Below are 2570 nucleotides of genomic sequence, written 5' to 3'. Positions count from 1 at the left end.
ATAAACGTACATTTTCGAGAACACCTTCTAATTTTTTCTGCGTTGCTACTCTATCGATTTTTGGTAAGAAAGATAATTGTTTAGTCATGTAAGACCACTCCTTATTATTTTTAAATTACTTTTGTCTTAATGCTCCACGTCTTCGTTCATAACAAGGTCTATGCATCCCCATTAAATCCTCAATTTCACGAGTACTTAATTTCTCTTTTGGTTTTGTCTTATTTTTCTTCTTTCCTAGCTTGGATTGATTTTTCCATTCATGTAACTGATCCTTTAACACCCTCATTTCCCCATCTCCCTTTTCAAAATAAAAAGGACACCTATTCCTAAAACAGCTTTAATTGCTGCTTTAATGAATTGGTGTCCTCTAGTTTTCTAGCCGGACTATATTCTGTTTGCTTTACTTTAAAAGGATTATTTTGTTCAGTTTCTTATAAAGTGTTAATATTCTTCATAAAGGAGATCTACTAATGAAAAATTCTTGGAAGAAAGTTTCTTTAATTGCTTTTATAGTAATTGTCCTTTTAATAATTTTATATTTTGGTGGCATGTCATTTTTTTGGAATCAACCTTGAATAAAGCTCAATATTCCGTCAATACTGTAGACAACCCATTTCGAACCATATTCCATTACCCGAGCAGTTAGCTTTTGCTAGCTGCTCTTTTAATTACACATTTTTGTCTTAACACTCATATCATATTGAGAATTAAAAAATCATTTCATGTATAAAGGGAAAGTATTCTTTTTCATTACTCCACTCCCTCTTTAAATAACACTGTTTGAATAAGGTTTTTAAAGAGGGAATACATTTAATAATCTTGGTTACACTGTAAACAGGCTCGTGAATAGCCAATTTTACTAATACCCACTCTATGTCTATTACCTTGGGCCGAGCAATTAGCAAAAGCTAATTGCTCTTTTATATTGAGTTAATAATAAAATTTAGGTCTTATTCCTTTTCTACATCATATACTTTTAACCTAACCATCCAGCTCAAAGTGTTACCTCCTATCTTAAAGAGCACTGATGCATGGTGCTCTTTTTAGTTTCCTTATTTCTATAAAATGAAATTTTTATTACATTTTTCAATTCAAATATCCTTCTTATCAATGTATGAAGAATAGCCTTTCTTCTTTAAACATCCTTATAAACAAAATTTATAACCTTTACTCCACTTGGATTTATATTAAAAGTAATAGTTTCTATGCCATTCGGAGGGTTATGAGCTCCTATATAAGTTTTATATTGAACTGTAACAATAAAATTAAAGTTTTCTTCTGGGAAACGTTCAATTTTTATAATTTTTGTGTCCGTTAAACTATACTGATAATCTGGTCCAAGCTTGCTTCTGATAACTTGACTTGCATATGGTGCTAATAAAGTATTATAAGAATCATAAAACTCTTGGTCATTACTATTTACCGCTTTGATATCTAACGGATTTAAAAATAAAACTACCATTACAATTCCAAAAAATAATAATCCTTTACCTTTTAACACATAATCACCCTTATTTAATTTGGATATTCGTTAACCTCCCCAGCATAAGAGATGGCTATTCTTCATCCTTATCTAACTTCTTTTATTCAAATAGCGTTTTTATTTAACATCAATGTATCTAATTTAATAATTGCACTTAAATCCTAATATATAAGCCGTTTCTAATATTTAAGTACGTCATAGAATACAATATAGGACAAGCTTTCTCCTAATCTAGTCCTAATAAAATTGAGAAGGAGGTGAATACCAATGGCTATCATACCTCCATTTATGGCTTCCAGAAGATTTACTTCTACACTAGGTGCGGGTACAGGTACAGGTGCCGCTTTTGCAATTGCTGCTACAGCTTGCTTAAATGATGCTGGTGTTGCTGCTACAGCATTCCCAAAATTTACGTATTATAATTTCTACCTAAACGGTGTACTTCAGCCAGGCGGAGAATCAAGTGTTACTACTGGCCCAACTGGAGCAATTACAATTCCAGGTGGCGATACATTTGATCCTGCAATCCCAGTTACTATTGAATTTATCGTAACTTAGTTATATTCAATTTTTTCACAATTAATTACTGTAACCATATACTAGTATAGAATGATAGGAATTTATACTCACGCTTGAAAAGGGCACTGTTTAATGGTGCTCTTTTTTATTTTATTTTCTTTCATTTCCGCATAACATTTTCAACCCTGTTCATACTATTTTTGTAACTTAAAGTTACAAACTATTTCTGTAAGCGTAGCGTTTCCTTTTTTACAACAAGCAGTTAGTTTTGTTAACTAGCTGCTTTGTTGTGTAAAAGAAAGATTTTGTTTTAAATTTACACATATCTAAAAAACATACATATAATATCTTGGGTATCCTTTTTCAATATTAATTTTGGTCAGAGAGCACTTTTAAAAGTGCTCTTTTAATGTTTTGCAATGTATCACGTTTTACATACCATAAACATAGACTACATTGAGCACGCAAGACATAATTTTTATATAATCGTGTACATTTTTTGTACACGGTTTTTTTATTAAATAAGAATTCTGTTTAAATTTCATCAACCTTATTGATTCCTTTGCAT

At 30.9% G+C, this 2570-nt stretch carries 3 protein-coding genes and 1 pseudogene; 1 reads left to right on the top strand and 3 read right to left on the bottom strand.

What is annotated here, in order from left to right:
- The 3 genes and pseudogenes from ACTFP3_RS30055 to ACTFP3_RS30045 all read right to left on the bottom strand — a co-directional run.
- A pseudogene (locus tag ACTFP3_RS30055) lies at positions 1-88 on the bottom strand (ArpU family phage packaging/lysis transcriptional regulator); the annotation flags it as partial.
- Between the two features lie 27 nt (positions 89-115).
- Complete coding sequence (locus ACTFP3_RS30050) at positions 116-286, bottom strand: hypothetical protein (protein ID WP_440012083.1); 171 nt, start codon at positions 284-286, stop codon at positions 116-118.
- Positions 287-1135: 849 nt separating this feature from the next.
- The gene (locus ACTFP3_RS30045) at positions 1136-1501 is read right to left on the bottom strand and encodes a DUF3888 domain-containing protein (RefSeq protein ID WP_440012082.1); all 366 of its coding nucleotides are present in this window, start codon (positions 1499-1501) and stop codon (positions 1136-1138) included.
- A 249-nt stretch (positions 1502-1750) separates the two neighbouring features.
- On the opposite strand from ACTFP3_RS30045, the gene ACTFP3_RS30040 reads away from it, so the two are divergent.
- On the top strand, positions 1751-2041 hold the full coding sequence (locus ACTFP3_RS30040; protein ID WP_086388989.1) for a DUF4183 domain-containing protein: 291 nt from the start codon (positions 1751-1753) through the stop codon (positions 2039-2041).
- Positions 2042-2570 lie beyond the last annotated feature (529 nt).

The organism is Bacillus cereus group sp. MYBK5-2, from assembly GCF_051915685.1.
Taxonomy (GTDB): Bacteria; Bacillota; Bacilli; order Bacillales; family Bacillaceae_G; genus Bacillus_A; species Bacillus_A cereus.
Note: the sequence above shows the minus strand (reverse complement) of the source record. Positions and strands in the feature narration are given on the sequence as shown.

Excerpts from the sequence above, each read along its gene's own strand:
- ACTFP3_RS30040 (WP_086388989.1), top strand. The coding sequence starts at position 1,751 with ATGGCTATCATACCTCCATTTATGGCTTCCAGAAGATTTACTTCTACA.
- ACTFP3_RS30050 (WP_440012083.1), bottom strand. The coding sequence starts at position 286 with ATGAGGGTGTTAAAGGATCAGTTACATGAATGGAAAAATCAATCCAAG.